Below are 24,594 nucleotides of genomic sequence, written 5' to 3'. Positions count from 1 at the left end.
TTTGGAATATTTAATAGAAGACTTAAGGAAAAATATATCAGAATATAACTTTAAAAAAGTTAATGAATTGTTATCTGATATTAAAATAGATTTGGAAAATGAATCAGTTATTAAAGAGATAGCTAAAATTCTTTCTACTGATGAGAGAAAAAATATAAAAGCACTTTCTAGGAAAATTGAAAATAAATTCTCTAAACTAAAGGATGAATTTTCTAGAGTTAACTTAATGTACGGTTTTGACAAAAGTTTTGGTGATTTTAATTATATTGCCGGAGTTGATGAAGTAGGCAGAGGTCCATTAGCTGGTCCAATAGTTGCTGCAGCAGTGATTTTAGATTTACATAGCTTAGATGATATAATTTTAGGTATAAAGGACTCTAAAGCATTAAACAATGAAAGAAGAGAAGAATTATCAAAAATTATTAAACAAAAAGCAATAGCATATAATATAGCCGAGTGTAGCAATAAGGAAATTGATGAAAAAGGAATTGCTTATTGCAACAACAGAATTTTTTTAGATGCTTGCTATGGATTATCGGTGAAGCCAGAGATTGTATTATCTGATGGTTATCCGGTAAGAAATATAAAAATTTTAAACAAAGCTGTGGTAAAAGGTGATGCAAAGAGCGCATCGATTGCCTGTGCTTCTATAATTGCTAAGGTATATAGGGATAATATTATGAATGATTATCATAGTACCTATCCTCAATATGAATTTAAACAAAATGTAGGATATGGAACAAAAAATCATATTGAGGCTATTCAGCAGTATGGTCCAAGTGAAATACATAGAATGTCATTTTTAAATAACATTTTATGTAGATAATATAATCTACAAATTTAAATCTTAAAAATTACTATAGTATAATTTTGCACAAGCGTTGAGCTGCTAAGTATAATCTAATATAGAATTTTTATATAGCATTATCTAAAAGCATCTCTTATTAAATTAATTAAAATATCATTATTTTTATAATTTAGATTAACTTCCAATACGTCAAATCTTACGTTAGAGGTATTTATTTTATATTTATATAAATAAAGTTGTGCTATTTTTTTTATTCTTTGAGTTTTATAGTAGGTAACAGCTTCAGATGGGCTACCAAATAGAAGACTGTACCTACTTTTTATTTCAATAAAACATAATACTTCACCATCCCACCCTATGAAATCGATTTCTCCAAATTTGCAATAATAGTTACAAATTAGTTTGTTATATCCTGCGTTAATTAAGTAGTTTTTTGCTATATTTTCACCGAAAGAGCCAATTAACTTATTATATTTTTTCATAAATACCACCTTCCTACAATTATATTTTTGACCAAATTTTACCGTTATAATAGTATAGTGATTATTAATAAAAATAAGTGGTCAATAATCATTAAGGAGGTGATGCTAATGACTACTAAAATTTTAAGTGCTTCTTTTAATGGTCTAGATGGAAATTTAATAAATGTTGAAGTAGATATCTCAAAAGGACTTCCGTCTTTTAGTATAGTAGGTTTGCCGGATACATCTATAAGAGAATCTAAAGAACGAGTTAGAGCGGCATTAATAAACAGTGGATTTAAATTTCCTTTAGGGAGAATAACTATAAATTTGGCTCCTGCAGATATTAAGAAAATTGGTACATTGTTGGATTTGCCAATTGCTATAGGAATATTAATAGAAAGTAATCAAATTAAATTGAAATCTCCAAAAGAATATTTATTAGTAGGAGAACTCTCGCTTGATGGAGATATAAGAGCTGTAAATGGTTGTCTATCAATAGCTATAGAAGGTAAGAATAAGAAAATACAAAATTTAATTATTCCTGAAGATAATTTACATGAATGCTCAATTATAAAGGACTTAAAACTATTCTCTTTTAAACATCTAGTTCAAGTAGCTAATTTTTTAATTTATGAAGATATGAAACCTTCAATTTTAAACGTTAAAATAAGTGAAGAAAAGGAAAGTGAAGTTTATGATTTTGCTGATGTGTATGGTCATGAGACAGCTAAGCGGGCTTTAGAAATAGCTGCTAGCGCAAATCATAATATATTACTTTATGGCCCTCCGGGTTCAGGTAAATCAATGTTAGCGAAAAGATTATCTTCTATACTTCCTCCTTTAAGTTATGAAGAGAGTGTAGAGGTAACTAAGATATATAGTGTTTCTGGAATGTTAAATAAAGAGGGCAGCATTATAAAAAAAAGACCTTTTAGAAGTCCACATCACACAACCACAACGATAACAATGGTGGGTGGAGGAAGGGAACTTAAAGTTGGGGAGATTACACTAGCACATCGAGGAATTCTTTTCTTAGATGAACTTTTAGAATTTGATAAAAGAGTTTTAGAGTGTTTAAGAGAGCCCTTAGAAGAAAAGAAAGTAAACGTAACCAGAATTTCAGGTAGTGTAACCTATCCTTCAGATTTTTTGTTTGTAGCTGCTTTTAATCCATGTCCCTGTGGAAATGATGGGATATTAAATGAAGGAAAAGTGTGCGTATGTACAGATCAGGAAAAAAGAAGATATATTAAGAAGTTATCTAGTGCATTGCTAAATCGAATAGATCTTTATATAAATATTCCATATCTTTCTTATAATGAGTTAAGTGTTTCAAATAAAGGTGAAAAATCTTCACAAATGAAAATGAGAGTTGAGAATGCAAGGATAAAACAGATGGAAAGATATAAACATTTAAATGTTAAATACAATTCACAATTAAGTCATAATCAAATTAAGGAGTTTATAATATTAGACAAGGAAACAGACGAGTTTTTAGCTAATATTTATGAAAGGTTTTCTTTAAGCACTCGTGCTATAGATAAAATTTTAAAGATAGCTAGAACTATTGCAGATCTTGATGATGTGGATTTAGTTAATAAATCTCATATAGTTGAGGCGCTTTATTATAGAAAATTTATAAATGGAGATGTTATATAAGTAGGTGTGATTTTATGGAAACTTACAAAGTTTGGTTTTCTATGTTAAACATTACGGATAATTTAAAACATCATTTAATAAAATTATATAATAATGAAGAAAATATTTGTATTAATTATAATGAGGTTGTAAAATATTGTTTATATAATGGCGTGAAGAAAAATATAATAAAACCATTTGATGAAAAAGTTTTATTAGAGTATTTTAATAAATTGAAAAGCAATAACATTAATATCACAACTATTAATGATGAAGATTATCCTCAATCTCTTAGAAAGATAGAAATGCCACCATATGCTCTTTTTTATAAGGGTAATATAAAACAATTAAATGAAGGTAGAAATATTGCTATTGTTGGTTCCAGACACTGTACTGGATATGGATTACAAGCTACAAATCTAATAAGTAATAGTTTATCTAAATTAGGAGTAAACATTATAAGTGGGGGGGCTTATGGTGTTGATACAGAAGCACATAAGTCTGCTGTATCATCTAATGGTTTTACTTGTGCGGTTTTAGGGTGTGGTATAGATATTGTTTATCCTGCTTATAATAAGTTGTTGTATAAGAAAATTACTGATACTGGATGTATAATATCAGAATTTGCTTTGGGAGTAAAACCATTGCCATATAATTTTCCAAGAAGAAATAGAATAATAAGTGGATTATGTGACGCAGTGATAGTTATAGAAGCTGGTGAAAAGAGTGGATCTCTAATTACGGCTAACTATGCATTGGATCAAGGAAAAGATGTAATAGCAGTACCAGGTTCAATTTTTTCTGCTCAAAGTAAAGGAACAAATAAACTTATACGAGATGGTGCATTTGTTTTTACAGATATTAAGGAACTATACGAGTTATTAAAGATAAAAGAGCTTAATAAAAAATTAACAAGTAATACCTTAAAATCTCAAATATTGAAGTTATTAAAGGATAAACCAGTGCATATTGATGAAATTATAAGAAATACCAATATTGACACGTCATTAATTTATGAGTTATTATTTGAAATGCAATTCAAAAATGAAATAATATGTTTATTAGGTAATTATTATGTTAAGATAAATTAAAAACTAAGGGGGTGAACACTCCGAAGTTTTACGGAGTAAGTGATGGGTCAAAATCTTGTAATAGTTGAATCACCAGCTAAGGCTAAAACCATAGGAAAATATTTAGGTAAAAATTTTATAGTTGAGGCATCAATGGGGCATGTTAGGGATTTACCTAAGAGTCAATTAGGTGTTGATGTGGAAAATAACTTTAATCCAAAATACATTACTATCAGGGGTAAAGGGGAGCTTTTGGATAAACTTAAGAAGCTTGCAAAGAAAAGCGATAAGATATATTTAGCAACAGACCCTGATAGAGAAGGCGAAGCAATCTCTTGGCATTTGGCTAACGTATTAAAAATAGATGATAAAGAAAAATGTCGTATCGAATTTAATGAGATTACTAAAAATGCGGTAAAAAATTCAATTAAGTCACCAAGAGAGATTAATCACAGTTTAGTTGATGCACAACAAGCTAGAAGAGTATTGGATAGATTGGTTGGTTATGAAATTAGTCCAATTTTATGGAGAAATGTAAAATGGGGCTTGAGTGCTGGTAGAGTTCAATCTGCAGCGTTAAAACTTGTCTGCGACAGAGAAGCGGAGATAAATTCCTTTGTATCGAAAGAATACTGGACTGTTGACACAAAACTAAAAAAAGGTAATAAAAAGTTCGATGTTAAAATTTCAACATATAAGGGAGAAAAGTTTGAAATCTACTCAGAAGAAGAGGCAAATAAAGTCATTATTGAATTAAAGCAGAATGATTTTGTAGTCTCTAAGGTGAAAAAAGGAGCTAAAAATAAAAATCCACTACCTCCTTTTACTACAAGTACGTTACAACAAGATGCTAGCAAAAAATTGAATTTTCAAACAAAACGAACAATGTCAATTGCACAGCAACTTTATGAAGGTGTTGAGGTTAAAGGATATGGAACAATAGGCCTTATAACTTATATGAGAACTGATTCAGTAAGAATTTCTAAGGAAGCACAAGATAGCGCCTTAGATTTTATATTAAATAAGTATGGCAAAGAATATGCTCCTGAAACTCCAAGACTTTATAAAACTAAGAAGAATATACAGGATGCACATGAGGCTATAAGACCGTCAATGGTGGAAATAACTCCAGAAGTTGCAAAGGCGAATCTTTCAACAGAACAATATAAGTTATATACGTTAATATGGCAAAGATTTATTGCAAGTCAAATGGCTTCTTGTATCTTAAATACGAATTCTATTGAAATTAATAATGGGGAATATAAGCTTAAAGCTTCAGGATCAACTGTTCAATTTGATGGTTTTATGAAAATATATGAATATATGAATGAAGATGATAATGATGGAATAATTATACCTGAAATTGAACAAGGAGAAACTTTGCTTCCTGAAAGTATTAATGGTAAACAACATTTTACTCAACCTCCAGCTAGATATAATGAAGCATCTTTTGTCAAATTGTTAGAAGAAAGAGGTATAGGAAGACCAAGTACCTATGTTCCAACAATATCAACATTAATAGAAAGAAAATATGTTCAAAGAGAAAAAAAGAACTTAGTTCCAACAGAGCTAGGATTTATAGTTAATAATATAGTTAGTGAATATTTTAAACAAATAGTTGATACTGATTTTACAGCTGAGATGGAGATGAAATTAGACTATATAGAAGAAGGAAAGGAAATCTGGACTCATATTGTAAATGAATTTTATGGTCCTTTAAGAGAGGCTATAGAAAAGGCTGAAAAGGAAGTTTCTAAAGTTGTTATAGAAGATAAAGTAAGTGATGTGCCTTGTGATAAGTGTGGAAAAATGATGGTTATAAAGCAAGGTAGATTTGGGAACTTCTTAGCATGTCCTGGATATCCGGAATGTCATAATACTAAGCCTATAGTTGAGGAGATTGATGCCTCATGTCCATTATGTAGTGGAAAAGTTGTGATTAAACGAAGTAAAAAAGGTAACAAGTTTTATGGTTGTTCAAACTATCCTGAATGTAATTTTGTTAGTTGGTATGAACCAGCAAAGGAAAAGTGTGAAAATTGTAATTCTTGCATGGTGATAAAATATAGTAAATCAAAAGGTAACTACTTAGAGTGTACAAATAAAGAATGTAGCCATAAAGTTAAGTTAGATAAAGATGAAAAATAGGTCGGCGTGTCGAATCATATAAAAAGGGTGTTGAAATTAGTAATTCAATATGTTAAGATTATTGGGTATACAAAACAATTTTTAAAATTTAAACAATTCACAATATTTAAAATATATTTGCAGTTAACATACATGGTTTAAATATGAGGAGGAATTACATGTCAACACTACTTAGTAAAACAAGGATGTTAAATAAAACACTACAGAAGTCAGGGACTGAGCCAGTTGCATTTGAAGATGTTTGTAAATTGTTAAGTGAAGTGCTATCTTGCAACGTTTATTTAATTAGTAGAAAAGGAAAAATACTAGGTCATACCTTCTCAGATAGTTTTGAATGTGATATCATGAAGAAAAAAGTACTAGATGATAAAAGATTTCCGGATGATTATAATAATAAGCTTTTAAATGTACAAGACACACTAGCTAACCTTTCAAGCAGAGGAGAATGCGTGTTTGGAGGAGAAGGTAAATGTCTAGTGTCTGATAAATTATCAACTATCGTTCCTGTAGTAGGTAATAGAGAAAGGCTAGGAACTCTTTTACTTGCAAGATTTGGAGAAGTATTTACTGATGAAGATTTAGTATTAGTTGAGTATAGTGCAACAATAGTTGGTATGGAGATGTTAAGGGCAAAGCAAGATGAGCTTGAAGATGAAGCTAGAAAAAAGGCTGTAGTTCAACTTGCAATTGGAACATTATCTTATTCAGAACTTGAAGCGGTAGAACATATTTTTGATGAACTTGATGGCAACGAAGGATTATTAGTAGCTTCAAAGATTGCAGATAAGGTTGGAATAACTAGATCTGTAATAGTGAATGCTTTAAGAAAGTTTGAAAGTGCAGGAGTAATTGAATCTAGATCTCTTGGTATGAAGGGAACTCATATTAGAATATTAAATGAAAAATTACTTGATGAATTAAAAAAGATAAAATAGGTTATAATGTAAGAAGGATACAGTCCTTCTTATTTTTTTATGGTAACTTTTAATAATTTTTTAATTTATGTATTGCCTGCCCTATATCCTTATGATATACTATCAGAGGTAAGAAATACACACATTATCCAATCTATAAGATGGTGCCCAATGGGAATTCCTATAGATATGACGATAGTGGAGGATTAACCAATCGAGGAGGTAACACAATGTCAGTAATTTCAATGAAACAATTATTAGAAGCGGGTGTTCATTTTGGACATCAAACTAGAAGATGGAACCCTAAAATGGCTCCATATATATTCACAGAAAGAAATGGAATATATATAATCGATCTTCAAAAGACAGTTAAGAAAGTAGAAGAAGCTTATGACTTCATAAAGGAAGTAGCTACTGAAGGTAAGGATGTACTTTTCGTAGGTACAAAGAAGCAAGCTCAAGAAGCTATACAAGAAGAAGCTGTAAGAGCAAATATGCATTTTGTAAACAGCAGATGGTTAGGTGGAATGTTAACTAACTTCAAGACAATAAAAGGAAGAATAGGAAGATTAGCTGAGTTAGAGCTAATGGAACAAGATGGAACATTTGAAGTTCTTCCAAAGAAAGAAGTTATTAAGTTAAGAAATGAGAAGGAAAAACTAGAAAAGAATCTAGGTGGAATAAAGGAATTAAATTCAAACAACATCGGAGCTTTATTCGTTGTTGATCCAAGAAAAGAAAAGAATGCTATATCAGAAGCTAAGATTCTTGGTATACCAGTTGTAGCAATAGTTGATACAAACTGTGATCCAGATGAAGTAGATTATGTAATCCCAGGAAACGATGATGCAATAAGAGCTGTTAAGCTAATAACTGCTAAAATGGCTGATGCTATTATCGAAGGAAGACAAGGCGAACAATTAGCAGAATAGTATATAGGGGGTAGGTGAGGATATATCTTCATTTACCTTTTAACTTAACATTTTAAGGAGGAATTAGCATGGTAACTGCACAAGCTGTAAAGGAACTAAGAGAAAGAACTGGCGCTGGAATGATGGACTGTAAGAAAGCGTTAACTGAAGTAAATGGCGATATGGAAAAAGCTGTTGAAGTACTAAGAGAAAAAGGACTTGCAGCAGCTGCTAAGAAGGCTGGAAGAGTTGCAGCTGAAGGTATAGTTAAAACTTTTATTTCAGCAGATAAGAAAAAAGGTGGAATTGTTGAACTTAACTGTGAAACTGACTTCGTTGCTGCAAACGAAGACTTTGTAGCATTTGCTGCAAGATTAGCTGAAATGGCATCAACAACTAGTGCTGCTAGTGTTGAAGAATTTGTAGGTGAAAAGTTTAATGATGAGCAAACTGTTACAGAAGCTTTAACTGCTTTAATAGCTAAGCTTGGAGAAAACATGACAGTAAGAAGATTTGAGAAGTTCTCAGTAGAGAAAGGACTAGTTCAAAGTTACATTCACGGTGGCGGAAGAATAGGTGTTGTAGTTGAATTAGGTTGTGATGTTGAAAGTCCAGTAGTTGAAGAAGTAGCTAAAGAACTATGTATGCAAGTTGCTGCAGCTAACCCATTATTCCTTTCAAATGCAGATGTTGACAATGAATCATTAGAAAAAGAAAAAGAAATCTACAGAGCTCAAGCTCTAAATGAAGGAAAACCAGAAAAAATTGTAGATAAGATGGTTATGGGTAGAATTCAAAAGTACTACAAGGAAGTATGTTTATTAGATCAAGCTTGGGTTAAAGACGGAGATAAGAGCATAACTAAATACTTACAAGAAAAATCAACTGAAGTTGGTTCTCCAATAAAAGTTAACAGATTTGTTAGATTCGAAAGAGGAGAAGGAATAGAGAAGAAAGAAGAAAACTTTGCAGAAGAAGTTGCAAAGCAAGTTCAGGGAAAATAGTCAACAACAAAAGAGAACACACTGTGTTCTCTTTTTTTAAAATATGGTCTTTTAAAAAATACATAATTTAGTGGAGGGGTTAGAAGATGGAATGTTGCAAATATAAAAGAGTAATTCTTAAGCTTTCAGGTGAAGCTTTATCAGGCGTAAATGGATTTGGTATTGACTTTGCTGTAGCTAAGAGAATAGCTAGTGAAATTAAAGAACTAGTAGATTTAGGAGTAGAAGTTGGAGCAGTTGTAGGTGGTGGAAATATCTGGAGAGGCAGAAGTGGAGAAGGAATGGATAGAACTACTGCTGACTATATGGGTATGCTAGCTACATGTATAAATGCTCTTGCACTTCAAGATTCTCTTGAATCAATAGGAGTAATGACTAGAGTTCAAACAGCTATCGAAATGAAAGAAGTAGCAGAACCATTTATTAGAAGAAGAGCAATGAGGCATTTAGAAAAGGGCAGAGTTGTTATTTTTGCAGCTGGAACTGGAAATCCATACTTCTCAACGGATACAACAGCAGCACTAAGAGCAGCTGAAATTGAAGCAGATGTTATACTTCTTGCAAAAAAAGTAGATGGTGTTTATGATAAGGATCCTCATAAATACTCTGATGCAAAGAAATATGATACATTATCATATATTGAAGTTTTAGAACAAGGTCTTCAAGTTATGGATTCAACGGCTACATCTCTTTGTATGGATAACAATATTCCTATACTTGTATTTGGTCTTGATCAACCAGGAAATATAAGAAAAGCAATCATGGGTGAAGAAATAGGAACTTTAGTTTGTAAGAAATAAGGAGGGTCATTATGATTAAAGATATTATAAAATCTTCTGAGGAGAAAATGAAGAAGACTTTAGGAGTCTTAAAATCCGAATTAGCAACTATGAAAGCAGGCAGAGCAAATCCAACAATGCTTGACAGAATTCAAGTGGAATACTATGGTAGTATGTGTCCATTAAGCCAAGTAGCAAATGTTTCAGCACCAGAACCAAGATTACTATTAATTACTCCATGGGAAAAGCAACTGCTTAAGGAAATAGAAAAAGCTATACTTAAATCAGATTTAGGAATTAATCCTTCAAATGATGGATCAGTTATAAGATTATTAGTACCAGAGTTAACAGAAGAAACAAGAAAGAATCTTGTTAAAAATGTAAAGAAACATGGAGAAGATGCAAAAGTTGCTATAAGATCTATTAGAAGAGAAGCTAATGAAAAGATAAAAGCTGCAAAGAAAGATGGCGAAGTATCAGAAGATCAGATAAAAAAAGGCGAAGAAGATGTTCAAAAGATTACTGACAACTACGTAAAAGAAATAGATAATATAATACTAGCTAAAGAAAAAGAGATTATGTCAATATAAAAACCTGCTTTCTTTAGCAGGTTTTTTTATTCTTTAGAAATTTATATTAAAGCAATTATATAGATAATTTAATCATAATTTAATGTTAATAGTGGTTTAATTATATTTTTAAAGATAAATACTTCAATCCTTAATCAATTCAGGAAAATAGCCTTGATATGCAATGATTTTTCCAAGGATATATAAGTTCAATCCTTAACGAATTTTAGGAAACAGTCTCGAGTTCAATACTTTTCCTAAAATTCTTAATTTGATATGAACTTGTATATCCTGAATTATAAGTTTAGTTATGAAGTTGTTTATCTATATTAAATAAGCGGAGGTATTGTTAGATGTTTAAATTTTTTAAATCTAACAAAGTTAAAAGTAGCATAGATGTATCATTAGATTATAATAAAATACCAAAGCATATAGCTATAATAATGGATGGAAATGGCCGTTGGGCAAAACAAAGGAAGCTACCAAGAACTATGGGTCACAAGGCAGGAATAGAAACAATCAGAAAAGTAATTAAGGAATGTAATAAACTTGGTGTCCAATACCTGACACTTTACGCCTTCTCAACAGAAAATTGGAAAAGACCACAAAATGAAGTAAATGCTCTTATGCAATTATTAGTTGAATACTTAAGAAAAGAATTTGATGAACTAAACAAGAATAATGTTGTAATTAGTCATATTGGAGATATTTCTAAACTTCCCAAAGTATGTCAGAATGAACTTATAGAAGCTTATAATAAAACCAAAAATAATACTGGAGTAGTACTAAATTTAGCTCTCAATTATGGGGGAAGAGCTGAAATATTAAGTGGTATTAAAGATCTTTGCAAGGATATCATAGACGGTAAAAAGAGTATTAACTCACTAAATGAAAAAGTTTTTTCAGATTACCTGTATACAAAGGGAGTTCCAGATCCAGATTTAATTATTAGACCTAGTGGTGAGCAAAGATTAAGTAACTTTTTATTATGGCAATGTGCTTACTCAGAATTTTGGTATTCAAATATTAATTGGCCTGATTTTACTGAAAGTGATTTACGTAGAGCAATTTACGATTATCAGAATAGAGAAAGAAGATATGGTGGTATAAAATAAGGCGAGGTGATCTTGTGAATTTAAATAGTCGATATTTAGGTGCATTACTAATTGCTCCATTTATTATTTTTATATTTCTTGGTGGAGTATTCTTAAAGTATTTTATAGTAGCTCTTTCAGTGCTTGGAATGTATGAATTTTATAAAGTTGTTAAAGTAAAAAAATTCAATCCACTTTCATTAGTTGGTTATTTATTGTTGATAATGTACTATGCATTTAATAATAATTTTGAAGCACTAATGTATATTTTAATTTTTACAAGTCTTATATCATTATGTATACCTGTTATTAATGTAAAATATAATTTTATAGATGTAGCATTAACCATAATGGGATTTATATATGTAGGCGTGTTTTTTAGTTTTATTTATTTAGTAAGCTGTAAATTAGGAGGACAATTTTTAGTTTGGCTAATTTTTATAGCTTCATGGCTTTGTGATACAACTGCATATTACACAGGTAAGTACCTAGGAAAAAGGAAGTTATGTCCTTTAGTTAGTCCTAATAAAACTATTGCAGGATCAATAGGTGGATTATTAGGTAGTACTCTTTCACTTGGATTATATGGGTATATAATTACTGCTTATATTCCTGATATTAAGCTATATCACTATTTTATCATAGGAATACTATGTGGTATATTATGTCAATTTGGTGATCTTGTTGCATCTTCAATAAAGAGATATGTAGGTGTAAAAGATTATAGCAATTTAATTCCTGGACATGGCGGAATTTTAGACAGATTTGATAGTATATTATTCGCAGGTACAATTATATATTTTTATTTAACTTTTATTTTAGGGTATTAAGAAGTATTGGAGTGATCCAATACTTTTTTTCTATGTAAAGCTTATAGTAATCTTAATTAAGTTCATCTTAAATGAGTAATCATTTAAAGCTCAAAAACAATTGAATTTAACTTCGTATATTAAAAGAAGGCAGTTAATATAAATAATATAAACAATAAATAAGGGATGATTTATTGAGAAAAGAATATGAAAAACTATTAAACTGCTTAATATTACTCATTATAGTACTTATAATAACATTCATTATTAAATATTATTTTAAACCATTTATATATATTTTAGTTCTATTTTTTATTTGTAAACCATTTTATAACTTGTTTTTAAAAGTTGGAATAAAAGATAAATTATCAGCAGCTTTAAGTTTAGTAGTAATAAACTTAATTATGTTTTCTAGTTTATTTTATTTAGGGAGTGAGTTTTATTCTTTAATTCAGAAGAATTTAATTGAGAATATACATAAGATGGACATGTTTATTGAAAATATTGTAGGAAGTATATTTCTTAATAAATCAAGTTTTAATAATTTACAAAATAATTTTAGTATTATTGATAATTCTATATTAAAGAAAGGTGCACAATATACTTCAGATGGTATTACATCATATATAGTGGCAACTATAGCTGTATATTTTCTTCTTATTGACTGGAGAGAGTTTTATAATGATGCTTCAAATATATTTCCATCATCATTTTTTATGGATGTATCTTTAACCTTTAAAAAGATGAAAAAACTAATAGTTATTGAAACCATTTTAATGTTTTTTAGTACTATTGAAACACTTATAGGATTTTTAATTTTAAGAATACCTAATGCATTTATATTTTCAATTTTTTGTGGATTATTAGATATACTTCCATATGTAGGAACAATTATTGTGTTTATTCCATTGATAATATACAATATTATATTGAAGGAATATTTTGTTGTAGCAGGATTAATATTCTTATATATTCTTGTTCAGGTAAATAGAGAAATTCTTGAGACAAAATATATAGGGGAAAAGCTCGGTATACATCCACTAATAGCTCTAATATCTATTTATATTGGTATGAAGATTTTTGGGCTTATTGGGATTATCGCAGGACCATTTTATATTTTATTATCAAAAAATATTGTATTAAACAAAACTCAGGAGGAGAAGTGATGAAGAAAATTTCTATTTTAGGAGCTACTGGATCTATTGGAATACAGACACTTGATGTTATAAGGTGCTATAAGGAAAATTTCCAACTAATAGGAGTTACTGCAAATAGTAGCGTAGAAAAGATAAAAGAAATAATTGATGAATTTAAACCTATGTACGTTGCAATGAATGATGAATCTTCATATTATCAAATTAACAACTATTGTACTGAGAAAAAATATAATACAGAAGTATTTGTAGGCATGGAAGGATTAAAAAAAGTAGCTTCTCTGAAGGAAGTGGATACTGTTGTAACTTCAGTAGTTGGTATGATAGGGTTAGAACCTACATTAGAAGCAATACGAGCAGGAAAAGATATTGCATTAGCTAATAAGGAAACTCTTGTAGTTGCTGGAGAAATTGTTATGAAAGAAGCAAACAAATATGGTGTTAAAATTTTGCCAGTTGATTCTGAACATAATGCAATTTTCCAATGTCTTCAAGGAAATAAGTTAGAGGAATTAGATAAAATAATTCTTACAGCATCAGGAGGTCCTTTTAGAGGGAAAAACAATGATTTTTTAAAAAAAGTTACAGTTGAAGACGCACTGAAACATCCAAATTGGAGTATGGGAAAGAAAATTACAATTGATTCTTCAACACTAATGAATAAAGGCTTAGAAGTTATAGAAGCTTACTGGCTTTTTGGTTGCAGTTATGATGATATAGAAGTAGTTATACATCCGCAGTCTGTTATTCATTCTATGGTACAATATAAGGATGGAAGTGTTATTGCACAACTAGGAAGTCCTGATATGAGATTACCTATACAACATGCTCTTAGTTATCCTATGAGATTAAAAAATATTGCAAAAAAATTAAACTTCTATGAAATGAATGATTTATCTTTTGAAAAACCTGATATTAAAACTTTTAAGTGTTTAAAACTTGCTTATGAAGCTGGTAGAGCAGGTAAGCTTATGCCTTGTATATTGAATGCTGCAAATGAAGCTTGTGTAGACTTATTCCTTAATAAAAAGATTACGTATCTTCAAATACCAGAAATAATAGAAGAGTGTATGAGAAAGTTTGATTATTTAAAGACAGTTACCATTGAAAGTATTTTAGAAACTGATACATCAGTTAGAAACTACATCTACGGAAAATACAATTAGGGAGGATTTATAATGTATATAGTTTTAGCTATAATTGCGTTTAGTTTACTTATAATAATTCATGAGCTTGGACATTTTATGCTTGCGAGAATAAACAATGTTAAAGTTAAAGAATTTTCAATAGGAATGGGCCCTAAAATCATTGGTTTTAAGGGAAAAGAAACTGAATATTTAATAAAGGCATTACCAATAGGCGGTTATGTAAAAATGCACGGTGAAGAAGAAGAAACTAGTGATGAAAGAGGTTTTCTAAGTAAATCGCCTCTTCAGAGAATTTCAATTGTTGCTGCTGGAGCAATAATGAACTACCTACTTGCTATCGTTCTTTTAACCCTAATTACAGTTAATTTTGGTTATACACTAAATACATTAAAGGACGTATCCCCTAATTCCCCAGCAGCCAGCGCAGGATTAAAAGCAGGTGATGAATTACTAAAGGTTAATGGTAAAAAAATGTATACTAAAGATGATTTAGTGTTTCAAATTGCTTCTTCAAAAGATGAACCAATTAATTTACAATATAAAAGAGCAAATAATATATATAATGTTAATGTAACTCCAACTAAGGGTAGTGATGGAAGATATATAATAGGTGTAACTCATGAATTTATTCAAAATCCAAATATTATTGAAAGTATCCGTTATAGTTTTAAGGAGACGGTAGCACTTGTTACTCAAACTTTCTCTTCATTAAAAACATTGGTAACCGGAAAGGCAAATTTTAAAACTGATGTTGGTGGACCAGTTACAATAGTTAAGATGACGGGAACAGCTGCAAAGGCAGGTATTTGGACGTTGATATGGTTTACGGCGTTTTTAAGTATTCAATTAGCAGTATTTAACCTGTTACCTTTTCCTGCATTAGATGGAGGATGGGTTCTTATTCTTCTGATTGAATTAATAACAAGAAGAAAAATACCTGACAAATTTATAGGTGCACTAAACTATTTTGGTTTAGCGTTATTAATGATACTTATGTTTTTAGTAACTGTAAAAGATATATTATTCCCAGTTAAGTTTTAGGAGATGATTTAATGAAAAGAAGAAAAACTAGAGAGGTTAAAGTAGGAAGTGTATATATAGGTGGAGATTCACCAGTATCGGTACAATCAATGACTAATACAGACACAAGAGATATAGAAAGTACAGTATTGCAGATAAAGAAGTTAGAGGATGCAGGATGTGATATAATAAGATGTGCTGTTCCAGATATGGAAGCAGCAAAAGCTATTGAAGAAATAACAAAACAAATAAAAATACCTTTAGTTGCAGACATACATTTTGATTATAGATTAGCTTTAGAAGCAATAAAGAATGGAGTTTCTGCATTAAGAATAAATCCAGGTAATATTGGTAGTGAAGAGAGGGTAAGAATTGTTGCAGAAGCTGCTAAAAATAGAGGGATTCCTATAAGGATAGGAGTGAATTCTGGTTCTCTTGAAAAAGATTTGTTACAGAAATATGGAAAACCAACTCCTGAAGCTTTAGTAGAGAGTGCTTTAAGACATATAGAGATTTTGGAAGCAGTGAATTTTAATGATATTGTTATTTCTATTAAATCAGCTGATGTAATCAATATGATTGAAAGTTATAGATTAATGTCACAGAAAGTTGATTATCCTCTTCACTTAGGTGTTACAGAAGCAGGTACAGTTTGGAGAGGTACAATTAAGTCTAGTATAGGAATAGGAACTCTCCTTGCTGAAGGAATTGGTGATACAATAAGAGTATCTCTAACAGGAGATCCAGTAGATGAGATTAAGGTTGGAAAAGAGATATTAAGAACATTTGAATATGTAAAGTCAGGAATACAATTTATTTCATGTCCAACTTGTGGAAGAACTAAAATTGACTTAATAAAAATAGCACAGGAAGTAGAGGATAAATTATCTTCTTGTCAGAAGAATATAAAAGTAGCTATAATGGGATGTGTAGTAAATGGTCCCGGAGAAGCCAGAGAAGCGGATATTGGTATTGCTGGAGGCAACGGTGAAGGTTTGATTTTTAAAAAAGGTCAAATTGTAAAGAAGGTAAAAGAAGAGGAGTTAGTTAATGAACTAATTAAGGAAATAGAAAACTATTAAAAAGCGGCTTTGTCGCTTTTTATTTGTTACGATTTCACAAAGTGAATTCTAGTTAAAACTGAAGAGACTCTATGTCTAGTTAGTTTTAAAGATAAACAACTTCAATCATCAATCAATTCAGAAAAAGCATTGTATGTCGAGGCTATATTCGAATTATAAATTAAGTTATGAAGTTGAGTAGCTATATTCTTATACTCCTACTAGGACACGATGACCCTACGGTGCTTAGAATGCTTCAGGATTTAACTGGATTAGACCCTAAAACAATTCCACTTAATGATGAAAAGGTAATAAGTCTATTCACTAAACCAGATGCACTCGGTGTAACTGCTGAGGAATTAAGTTGTGAAGTTGGTACTTATGGGTTGCCTGAGTTCGGAACCAAGTTTGTTCGTTAAATGCTTCTAGATACACAACCAAAATCCTTTGCAGATTTAGTGAGAATTTCGGGACTTTCTCATGGTACTGATGTTTGGTTAAATAATGCACAGTATTTTATAAAGGAAGGATATACTACACTTAAGGATTGTATTTCAACTAGAGATGATATTATGGTATATCTAATGTATAAGGATGTTCCTCCTAAGACTGTTTTTAACATAATGGAAAAGGTTAGAAAAGGAAAAGGTGTTTCTGAAGAATACGAAAAAATTATGAAGGAAAAGAATGTGCCGGATTGGTATATTGAATCCTGTAAAAGAATTAAGTATATGTTCCCTAAAGGCCACGCAGTAGCATATGTTATGATGGCAGTACGTATAGCTTATTATAAGGTGTACTATCCCAAGGCTTATTATACAACCTATTTTACTGTAAGAGCTGATGATTTTGATGCAGATTTAATATGTCAAGGGGAAAGAACAATTAAAGAAAAAATAGATGAACTATATGTACAAGGAAATAATATCTCACAAAAAGATAAAGGACTTTTAACTATACTTGAAATATCATATGAGATGTATAAGAGAGGGATTAAGTTCTTAAAGGTTGATTTATATAAGTCTGATGCAATAAAGTTTATTATTGAAGAAGAGGCGATTAGACCACCAATAAACGATCTTCAGGGAGTTGGAGACAATGCTGCTAAAAGTATAGTAGAGGCTAGAAAAGATGGGGAATTCATATCTAAGGAAGATTTAAGAATTAGAGCGAAGGTATCGAAGACAGTAATTGAAACTCTTACCAATCATGGTTGTTTAGATGGATTACAAGAAACAAATCAATTGAGTCTTTTTGGTTAATAAGTATTTTTAATACTTGTAATCCAAGAATTACTATGATAATATATAAAGTAGTAGTTTATTTACGATAGCATTTAATTGTTTTTAATGCTTGTAATCCAAGAATTACTATGATAGTATATAAAGTAGTAGTTTATTTACAATAGCATTTTTAAGAGTGGGCAGAAAAAGTCCGCTCTTTATATTTGTAAACGCAACTTTTAAAGTTGCGTTTTTGCTTAATTTAAATAAATTAAACATAGGTCTATATGTAATGGGAATAATAAAATTTAAGGACAGCTTATGCTGTAATGTAAAGGAGGGGTAACAGATGAAAAAGGAATTACTTGTTGAAAAAGTTGCAGAACTTGTAAAACCTATAGTAGATAGTTTAAGTTATGAACTTTATTATGTAGAGTACGTTAAAGAAAATAATGAGTATTTTTTAAGAATATACATAGATAAACCTGAGGGTATATCTTTACAGGATTGTGAAAAGGTTAGTAGACAAGTAAGTGATATGTTAGATGTAGAAGACCCAATAAAAGATCCTTATTATTTAGAGGTATCTTCTCCTGGGCTTAACAGACCTTTATTTACTGAGGAACATTACAATAGATTTATTGGCTCAGAGGTTCTTGTAAGATTTACCAAGAGTATAAGTGGGAAAAAAAATGTTAAGGGTATTCTTGCTGAAGCAACTGAAGAAACACTAATAGTTGAAAATGATGATGGGAAATTTACTGTACCTAAAGATAAGATAAAAGCAGTTAACCTTGAAGGGGAGATATAAATAAGGAGGGTAATATAATGAATGAAGAATTTATAGGTGCATTGAAGGAAATTGTTAAAGAAAAGGGTATTAGTGAAGATTTAATTTTCAATACTTTGGATGATGCTTTAATTGCTGCCTATAAAAAGAATTATGCAAACTATGGAACAGCAGCTCAAAATGTGAGAGTAAGTATGAACCGCGAAACTGGTGAAATACATGTCTACGCTCAAAAAGTTGTTGTAGATGAAGTTTATGATGAGGTAACTGAAATTAGCCTTGAAGAAGCTAAGGATATAAATCCAAGATATCAAATAGAAGATACCGTGGAAATAGAAGTTACACCACGTAATTTTGGAAGAGTTGCTGCACAGCTTGCTAAGCAAGTTGTTATTCAAAGAATAAAGGAAGCAGAAAGAAATATCATCTATAATGAATTTATAGAAAAAGAGTTTGATATTATTACAGGTACTGTAATAAGAAAAGATAAAGGTAATGTCTTTGTGGACCTAGGAAGAATTGAAGCAATACTTGGACCGAATGAGCAGATGTCAGGTGAAGAATATAACTTTAATGAAAAATTAAAGTTATACATTGTAGAAGTAAAGAATACTTCAAAGGGTGCTCAAGTCCTTGTATCAAGAACTCATCCAGGTTTAGTTAAAAGATTATTTGAACTTGAGGTTCCTGAAATTTATGAAGGTATTGTTGAAATAAAAAGCATAGCTAGAGAAGCTGGCTCAAGAACAAAAATTGCAGTTTATTCAAATGATGAATCAGTAGATCCAATGGGAGCATGTGTTGGTCCTAAAGGGGCAAGAGTTCAAAATATAGTTAATGAGCTAAAAAACGAAAAGATAGATATCATAAAGTGGAGTAAACTTCCAGAAGAGTACATTGCAAATTCATTAAGTCCTGCTAAGGTGTTGAATGCTGTAGTTGATGAGGAAAATAAATCCGCTAGAGTTGTAGTTGATGATAGTCAACTTTCACTTGCAATTGGTAAAGAAGGTCAAAACGTTAGACTTGCAGCTAAGCTAACTGGATGGAAGATTGACATAAAAAGTAAATCTCAAGTTGAGTAAGAGCTTAGCTTAGGAGGTGACTTTTTTGAAACAAAGAAAAATTCCAATGAGAATGTGTACGGGTTGCATGGAGATGAAACCAAAGAAAGAACTAATAAGAATAGTTAAGAGTCCTGAAGGAATTATTTCAGTAGATTTAACTGGGAAAAAATCTGGTAGGGGTGCATATATCTGCAAAAACCTTGAATGCCTCAACAAAGCATTTAAAGCTAAGAGGCTAAACAAAAATTTAGAAGCAGTTATTGATGAAGAAATTTATCAAAGATTAAAGGATGAGATAGCTGATGAAGAATAGATTTCTACAATTCTTAGGCTTAGTTAAAAGGTCTGGACACTTAGTAGAAGGCTATAATAGATGTGAAGAAATTTTAAATAAAAAGAAAATCCATTTATTTATATTCTCAATGGATGTTTCTGTAAGAACAAAACATAAGTTTTCAAAGTATTGTGAGGAACATAATATTCCAATGATAGATATTTTTTCTAAAGAAGAGTTAGGTTTAAGTGTTGGAAGACCAGAGATAAATGTTCTTGCAGTAACAAACTTAAATATGGCAAAAAAGCTTTTATCACATTATGAGAATATAAAATAAGTCCAACGAATTTTATCGGGGGTGAATCTATGTCAAAAATTAGAGTATACGAACTAGCTAAGGAGCTAGGCATATCAAGTAAGGAATTAATCGCTATTTTAATGGATGAATTTAGTATAGAAGTAAAGAACCATATGAGTGTCATAGAAGATGAAGATGCTGAGCTTATTAAGGAACTATTGGCAGGAACTGATAATCCAGAATCAAAGGAATCAGACGAAGATTCTAAAAAAACCATAGTAGATGAGTATGAAGAAATGGTTGCTGAAGAGGTTAATAAAGCTGGCAAGAAAAATAAGAAAAAGAAGAAACACGATATGGATGATTCATCAGAAGATGGTGAAGATGAAAGAGCAGTCATTGAAATTGGTGATACAATTACAGTTAAAGAATTAGCAGAAAAGCTTAAAAAACCAGGTGCAGACGTTATTAAGACACTAATTTTTACTGGGGTAATGGCGGCAATAAATCAAGAAATTGATTTTCAAACAGCTGAAAAGGTAGCAGAGAAATATGGAGTTGTTTTAGAGAAGAAAGCAGACGAATCAAAGCTTGAAAGTTTTGAAGAGGAAGTTGAAGTTGAAGAAGAACTTGAAAAAAGACCTCCAATTGTTACTGTTATGGGACACGTTGACCATGGTAAGACATCATTACTAGATGCAATCAGAAAGGCAAGAGTAACTGAATCTGAAGCAGGTGGTATTACACAGCATATTGGTGCGTATACCGTAACTGTTAATAATGAAAAAATTACTTTCCTTGATACACCAGGTCACGAAGCGTTTACTGCTATGAGAGCTCGTGGTGCTCAAGTTACAGATGTAGTTATTTTAGTTGTTGCTGCTGATGACGGTATTATGCCACAAACAGTTGAGGCTATTAACCACTGTAAGGCTGCAAAGGTACCAATGGTTGTTGCTATAAATAAAATGGATAGACCTGGTGCAAATCTTGACAGAGTTAAGCAAGAACTTACAGAACATGGATTAATATCAGAAGACTGGGGTGGAGATACTATATGTGTACCAGTTTCAGCTAAAACACATGAAAATATAGATACATTGTTAGAAATGGTAGTACTAACATCAGAAATGTTGGAGCTTGAAGCTAATGCATCAAGAAAAGCTAAAGGAACAGTAATTGAAGCGAAACTTGATAAGGGAAGAGGAGCTGTAGCAACTCTATTAGTTCAAAATGGTACTTTAAATACAGGGGATTCAATAATAGTTGGATCAACTTATGGTAGAATAAGAGCTATGTTTGATGATAGTGGTAAAAAGATAAAATCAGCAGGTCCATCAATACCTGTTGAGATTCTTGGTTTATCTGAGGTTCCAGCTGCTGGAGACAGATTTAATGTTGTTAAGGACGAAAAGACTGCAAGACAAATGGCTGAATCTAGAAGAGACAAAGTAAGAGAGCAAAACTTTAATGCTTCACATAGAGTTTCCCTTGAAGATTTATATAACCAAATTAAAGAGGGAAAAGTAAAGGAGCTTGCAGCAATTGTTAAAGCTGACGTACAAGGTTCAGCGGAAGCTTTAAAAGCATCCCTTGAAAAATTGTCAACAGAAGATGTAAAAGTAAGAGTTATTCATAGTGCTGTAGGTGCAATTACTGAAACAGATATAACTCTAGCTACAGCTTCAAATGCTATCGTTATAGGATTTAACGTAAGACCTGATAACAATGCCATCGCAGCTGCTGAAAAAGAAAAAGTTGATTTAAAGACATATAGAATAATATATGATGCTATAGAAGATGTAAAATCTGCTATGATAGGTATGTTAGAACCAGAATATAAGGAAGTTGTTCTTGGAAGAACAGAAATCAGACAGATTTACAAGATATCAAATGTTGGTACTATCGCAGGATGTTATGTACTTGACGGAAAGATTACAAGAAATGCTGATGTTAGAGTTATCAGAGATGGAATTGTTATTTTTGAATCAAAACTTTCATCATTAAAGAGATTTAAAGATGATGTAAAAGAAGTTAACTCAGGTTATGAATGTGGTTTAAGTGTAGAAAAGTTCAATGATATTAAAGAAGGCGATATTGTTGAAGCATTTACTATGGAGGCAATTCAAAGAAAAGAACTATAAAGAGGTGATATGAATGCCTAGCTATAGAGGTGGCAGAATTAACGAAGAAGTAAGAAAAGAAGTAAGTGATATAATACGAAATAATATCAAAGATCCAAGGTTAACTGCTATGGTGAGTATTACAAACGTTAGTGTAACAAAGGATTTGCGTTTTGCTAAAGTATATGTAAGTATATTTGGTAAAAATGAGGAAGAACAACAAAATTCCTTTCTTGCACTTAAGAACTCTAGTAGTTTTGTAAGAAAAGAGATTGGTCATAGAATTAACCTTAGATATACTCCTGAAATTATTTTTGAGATGGATAATTCAATTGAACATGGATTACACATTGATGCTTTACTTGAAAAGATTAAGGAGAAGTAGCTATGAAACTAACTTCAATAGTTAATGTAATATTAACTAAGGATAAAATTGGTTTAACCTATCATACATCACCAGATGGTGATGCATTAGGAAGTGTTCTAGCACTATTACAAGGGTTAAGAAAGATTGGAAAGGAAGCTTATGTAATCTCAAAGGATTTAGTTCCTGAGAATTTAGGCTTCCTGCCTTTTTCCCAAGAAATTAATGGAATGAATTTTAAGCCGATAGAAGGCACAGATTGTGTAATAACATTAGATTGTGGAAGTGTTGAAAGACTTTCAGCAAACTTAGCAGACTTTAAAGGCACTATTATTAATATTGATCACCACTTATCTAACGATAAATTCGGCGAATATAATTATATTGATATTTCTGCTGCTGCTACTGCAGAAATAGTTTATAGAATTCTTAAGCTTTTAAATTTAGAATTAGATGAAAATATTGCAAAGTGTCTATATACGTCTTTAGTTACAGATACTGGTTCTTTTAGACATTCAAATGCTACTACAACAACACATGAAATAGCTGGTGAATTATTAAAGTATTCAATAAATCATTCTGATATTCACAGTCGTATTTTTGATAATAAGACTTACGAAAAACTTAAGCTAATAGGTGTTGTTTTATCCAATATGTATTTAGTACAAGATAATAAAGTTTCAGTAATGGAAATAACGAAAGATATGGTTAATAAAGTTGGAATAACTTTAGATGATTCATCAGATATCATATCCTTTGGACTACAAATAAAGGGTGTTGAAGCAGCAGTGCTTTTCCGTGAAAGTGATGAAGCAATTAAAGTTAGTTTAAGATCTAAAAAAGATCTTGATGTTAGAAAAGTTGCTGAAGTATATGGCGGTGGTGGTCATGTTAAAGCTTCTGGCGTCACAATGAAAAATATAACTATATCTGAAGCTAAAAACTTAATTTTAAATCAAATAGAAAAAGAGATGATATTATGAATGGAGTAATAAACGTATTTAAGAATACAGGAATGACTTCATTTGATGTAGTGAAGAAAATTCGTTTTATTTCTAAAGAAAAAAAAGTAGGACATACGGGGACCCTTGATCCTGAAGCTTCAGGGGTTCTTCCTATTTGTTTAGGAAAAGCTACTAAAATAATAGACTATATAATGGAAAACAAAAAAACGTATAAGGTTCAGTTAAAGTTAGGGATAATAACAGATACCTATGACTTAGAGGGAAAAATTCTAGAGGAAAATGATATATCTGCAATAAAAGAAGATGATGTAGTTAAGGTGATTAGTTTATATAAAGGTGAAATAGAACAAATTCCACCAATGTATTCAGCATTAAAAGTTAATGGCAAGAGATTGTATGATTTAGCAAGGCAAGGAATAGAGGTAGAAAGAAGTGCAAGAAAGATATTTATTTATGATATCAATGATGTAGAAGTAAGTTTACCATATATTTCAATGACTGTAACTTGCTCTAAAGGAACTTATATTAGAAGCCTTTGCTATGATATAGGTAAAGATCTTAATGTTGGTGCTACTATGACATCCCTATGTAGAACAGCTAATGGTATTTTTAACGAAGAAAATGGTATTAATATTGATAATATCAATGAAGAAAATTTACATCAGCATATAATATCTATTGAAGATGCGTTAAAAGTTTATGATAAAATTATTATAAATAAAGGTTTTAGTAAACTTTTAATTAATGGTGTTAAGGTTGCAGATAGAAGACTTACAGAAAATAAAGTTTTTCAGAATGTATTATATAGAGTTTATGATGAAAATAGTGTTTTTTTAGGTTTAGGAAGAAAATTTGAAGATGGTTTTAAAATGGAAAAGTTACTATTAGATTAGAGGTAA

The 24,594-nt window shown here is 30.7% G+C and carries 24 protein-coding genes and 1 pseudogene; 24 read left to right on the top strand and 1 reads right to left on the bottom strand.

The window, feature by feature from the left end; genetic code table 11:
* Window position 1: 1 nt before the first annotated feature.
* Complete coding sequence (locus CPJCM30710_RS02400) at window positions 2-826, top strand: ribonuclease HII (RefSeq protein WP_212902576.1); 825 nt, start codon at window positions 2-4, stop codon at window positions 824-826.
* A gap of 98 nt (window positions 827-924) precedes the next feature.
* Here CPJCM30710_RS02400 and CPJCM30710_RS02395 read toward each other — a convergent pair whose 3' ends face one another.
* A complete protein-coding gene (locus tag CPJCM30710_RS02395; RefSeq protein ID WP_212902575.1) occupies window positions 925-1,290 on the bottom strand; it encodes a YraN family protein in 366 nt (121 codons plus the stop codon).
* A 108-nt stretch (window positions 1,291-1,398) separates the two neighbouring features.
* Between CPJCM30710_RS02395 and CPJCM30710_RS02390 the strand changes: the two genes are divergently transcribed.
* The 23 genes and pseudogenes from CPJCM30710_RS02390 (at window position 1,399) to truB (ending at window position 24,588) form a co-directional block, all read left to right on the top strand.
* On the top strand, window positions 1,399-2,931 hold the full coding sequence (locus CPJCM30710_RS02390; RefSeq protein WP_212902574.1) for a YifB family Mg chelatase-like AAA ATPase: 1,533 nt from the start codon (window positions 1,399-1,401) through the stop codon (window positions 2,929-2,931).
* A 14-nt stretch (window positions 2,932-2,945) separates the two neighbouring features.
* Window positions 2,946-4,001: a DNA-processing protein DprA gene (dprA, locus tag CPJCM30710_RS02385; RefSeq protein ID WP_212902573.1), complete on the top strand. Its 1,056-nt coding sequence runs from the start codon at window positions 2,946-2,948 to the stop codon at window positions 3,999-4,001.
* Between the two features lie 42 nt (window positions 4,002-4,043).
* Window positions 4,044-6,128, top strand: a complete 2,085-nt coding sequence (topA, locus tag CPJCM30710_RS02380) for a type I DNA topoisomerase (RefSeq protein WP_212902572.1) — start codon at window positions 4,044-4,046, stop codon at window positions 6,126-6,128.
* Between the two features lie 158 nt (window positions 6,129-6,286).
* The gene (gene codY, locus CPJCM30710_RS02375) at window positions 6,287-7,063 is read left to right on the top strand and encodes a GTP-sensing pleiotropic transcriptional regulator CodY (RefSeq protein ID WP_212902571.1); all 777 of its coding nucleotides are present in this window, start codon (window positions 6,287-6,289) and stop codon (window positions 7,061-7,063) included.
* Window positions 7,064-7,272: 209 nt separating this feature from the next.
* Window positions 7,273-7,974: a 30S ribosomal protein S2 gene (rpsB, locus tag CPJCM30710_RS02370; protein ID WP_212902570.1), complete on the top strand. Its 702-nt coding sequence runs from the start codon at window positions 7,273-7,275 to the stop codon at window positions 7,972-7,974.
* A 68-nt stretch (window positions 7,975-8,042) separates the two neighbouring features.
* Window positions 8,043-8,957 (top strand): translation elongation factor Ts, encoded by a 915-nt coding sequence (gene tsf / locus CPJCM30710_RS02365; RefSeq protein ID WP_212902569.1) that lies wholly within the window; start codon window positions 8,043-8,045, stop codon window positions 8,955-8,957.
* Window positions 8,958-9,043: 86 nt separating this feature from the next.
* The gene (gene pyrH / locus CPJCM30710_RS02360) at window positions 9,044-9,757 is read left to right on the top strand and encodes a UMP kinase (RefSeq protein WP_212902568.1); all 714 of its coding nucleotides are present in this window, start codon (window positions 9,044-9,046) and stop codon (window positions 9,755-9,757) included.
* An 11-nt stretch (window positions 9,758-9,768) separates the two neighbouring features.
* Window positions 9,769-10,326, top strand: coding sequence for a ribosome recycling factor (frr, locus tag CPJCM30710_RS02355; protein ID WP_212902567.1), 558 nt, complete (start codon window positions 9,769-9,771; stop codon window positions 10,324-10,326).
* A gap of 332 nt (window positions 10,327-10,658) precedes the next feature.
* Window positions 10,659-11,420 (top strand): isoprenyl transferase, encoded by a 762-nt coding sequence (locus tag CPJCM30710_RS02350; RefSeq protein ID WP_212902566.1) that lies wholly within the window; start codon window positions 10,659-10,661, stop codon window positions 11,418-11,420.
* 14 nt (window positions 11,421-11,434) lie between these two features.
* Window positions 11,435-12,229 carry a phosphatidate cytidylyltransferase gene (locus CPJCM30710_RS02345; RefSeq protein WP_212902565.1) on the top strand — a complete coding sequence of 265 codons (795 nt, stop codon included), beginning with the start codon at window positions 11,435-11,437 and terminating at the stop codon, window positions 12,227-12,229.
* Between the two features lie 173 nt (window positions 12,230-12,402).
* Window positions 12,403-13,374, top strand: a complete 972-nt coding sequence (locus CPJCM30710_RS02340; protein ID WP_212902564.1) for an AI-2E family transporter — start codon at window positions 12,403-12,405, stop codon at window positions 13,372-13,374.
* Window positions 13,374-14,528: a 1-deoxy-D-xylulose-5-phosphate reductoisomerase gene (dxr, locus tag CPJCM30710_RS02335; RefSeq protein ID WP_212902563.1), complete on the top strand. Its 1,155-nt coding sequence runs from the start codon at window positions 13,374-13,376 to the stop codon at window positions 14,526-14,528. The genes CPJCM30710_RS02340 and dxr overlap by 1 nt, the downstream gene beginning before the upstream one ends.
* A gap of 12 nt (window positions 14,529-14,540) precedes the next feature.
* On the top strand, window positions 14,541-15,551 hold the full coding sequence (gene rseP, locus CPJCM30710_RS02330; RefSeq protein WP_212902562.1) for an RIP metalloprotease RseP: 1,011 nt from the start codon (window positions 14,541-14,543) through the stop codon (window positions 15,549-15,551).
* An 11-nt stretch (window positions 15,552-15,562) separates the two neighbouring features.
* A complete protein-coding gene (ispG, locus tag CPJCM30710_RS02325; RefSeq protein WP_212902561.1) occupies window positions 15,563-16,612 on the top strand; it encodes a flavodoxin-dependent (E)-4-hydroxy-3-methylbut-2-enyl-diphosphate synthase in 1,050 nt (349 codons plus the stop codon).
* Between the two features lie 197 nt (window positions 16,613-16,809).
* A pseudogene (locus CPJCM30710_RS02320) lies at window positions 16,810-17,853 on the top strand (helix-hairpin-helix domain-containing protein); the annotation flags it as partial.
* Window positions 17,854-18,163: 310 nt separating this feature from the next.
* Window positions 18,164-18,625 (top strand): ribosome maturation factor RimP, encoded by a 462-nt coding sequence (gene rimP / locus CPJCM30710_RS02315; RefSeq protein WP_212902560.1) that lies wholly within the window; start codon window positions 18,164-18,166, stop codon window positions 18,623-18,625.
* A 17-nt stretch (window positions 18,626-18,642) separates the two neighbouring features.
* Window positions 18,643-19,689 carry a transcription termination factor NusA gene (nusA, locus tag CPJCM30710_RS02310; protein WP_212902559.1) on the top strand — a complete coding sequence of 349 codons (1,047 nt, stop codon included), beginning with the start codon at window positions 18,643-18,645 and terminating at the stop codon, window positions 19,687-19,689.
* A 25-nt stretch (window positions 19,690-19,714) separates the two neighbouring features.
* On the top strand, window positions 19,715-19,984 hold the full coding sequence (gene rnpM, locus CPJCM30710_RS02305; RefSeq protein ID WP_212902558.1) for an RNase P modulator RnpM: 270 nt from the start codon (window positions 19,715-19,717) through the stop codon (window positions 19,982-19,984).
* The gene (locus CPJCM30710_RS02300; protein ID WP_212902557.1) at window positions 19,974-20,282 is read left to right on the top strand and encodes a ribosomal L7Ae/L30e/S12e/Gadd45 family protein; all 309 of its coding nucleotides are present in this window, start codon (window positions 19,974-19,976) and stop codon (window positions 20,280-20,282) included. The genes rnpM and CPJCM30710_RS02300 overlap by 11 nt, the downstream gene beginning before the upstream one ends.
* A 29-nt stretch (window positions 20,283-20,311) precedes the next feature.
* Entirely contained in the window at window positions 20,312-22,387 is a 2,076-nt protein-coding gene (infB, locus tag CPJCM30710_RS02295) for a translation initiation factor IF-2 (RefSeq protein WP_212902556.1), read from the top strand.
* A 13-nt stretch (window positions 22,388-22,400) separates the two neighbouring features.
* Entirely contained in the window at window positions 22,401-22,751 is a 351-nt protein-coding gene (rbfA, locus tag CPJCM30710_RS02290) for a 30S ribosome-binding factor RbfA (protein ID WP_212902555.1), read from the top strand.
* A 2-nt stretch (window positions 22,752-22,753) separates the two neighbouring features.
* Window positions 22,754-23,713 carry a DHH family phosphoesterase gene (locus tag CPJCM30710_RS02285; protein ID WP_212902554.1) on the top strand — a complete coding sequence of 320 codons (960 nt, stop codon included), beginning with the start codon at window positions 22,754-22,756 and terminating at the stop codon, window positions 23,711-23,713.
* Window positions 23,710-24,588: a tRNA pseudouridine(55) synthase TruB gene (truB, locus tag CPJCM30710_RS02280; RefSeq protein WP_212902553.1), complete on the top strand. Its 879-nt coding sequence runs from the start codon at window positions 23,710-23,712 to the stop codon at window positions 24,586-24,588. Before CPJCM30710_RS02285 ends, truB begins: the two co-directional genes overlap by 4 nt.
* Window positions 24,589-24,594: the final 6 nt, after the last annotated feature.

The sequence above is a fragment of the Clostridium polyendosporum genome (assembly GCF_018332455.1).
GTDB classification, from domain to species: Bacteria; Bacillota; Clostridia; order Clostridiales; family Clostridiaceae; genus Clostridium_AY; species Clostridium_AY polyendosporum.
Note: the sequence above shows the minus strand (reverse complement) of the source record. Positions and strands in the feature narration are given on the sequence as shown.